Source organism: Desulfonatronum sp. SC1 (genome assembly GCF_003046795.1).
Lineage (GTDB): Bacteria > Desulfobacterota > Desulfovibrionia > Desulfovibrionales > Desulfonatronaceae > Desulfonatronum.
In genome coordinates, this window is record NZ_PZKN01000159.1 from 1 (window position 1) to 440 (window position 440).

General features: G+C 44.5%; 1 protein-coding gene. It reads left to right on the plus strand.

All coding sequences use genetic code 11. The features are described 5' to 3' along the window. A partial coding sequence (locus tag C6366_RS21115; RefSeq protein WP_146164950.1) for a pseudouridine synthase occupies positions 1-416 on the plus strand: 416 nt, incomplete at its 5' end. Between the last annotated feature and the right edge of the window lie 24 nt (positions 417-440).

Sequence of the window (440 nt, forward strand, 5' to 3'; positions counted from 1 at the left end):
GGGCCATTGTGCAGGAATTACCTGAGCAAGATGAAGCCACGCTGAAACACTTCATCCTTAAGGATAGCAAAAAAAATAAATCTTATGCCTTCCCAAAGATGCGTTCAGGCGCCAAAGAAGCCATTCTTACTTATAAATTGATATCGAGTTCGGCCCGATATCACATGTTGGAAGTAGATTTGCAGACAGGGCGTCATCACCAAATAAGAGCCCAGCTGGCAAAAATAGGCTGCCCCATACGTGGCGACCTAAAATACGGCTTTCCCCGCTCAAATCCCGATGGCGGCATTTCATTGCATGCAAGGCGCATCAGTTTCATGCACCCCGTAAAACAGGAACGTGTCGAAATTGTTGCACCATATCCAACGGAAGATAAATTATGGAAGGAATTTGCCAACGTTACCCAACGTAAATAACACACACACTCATAAATTGTAAAG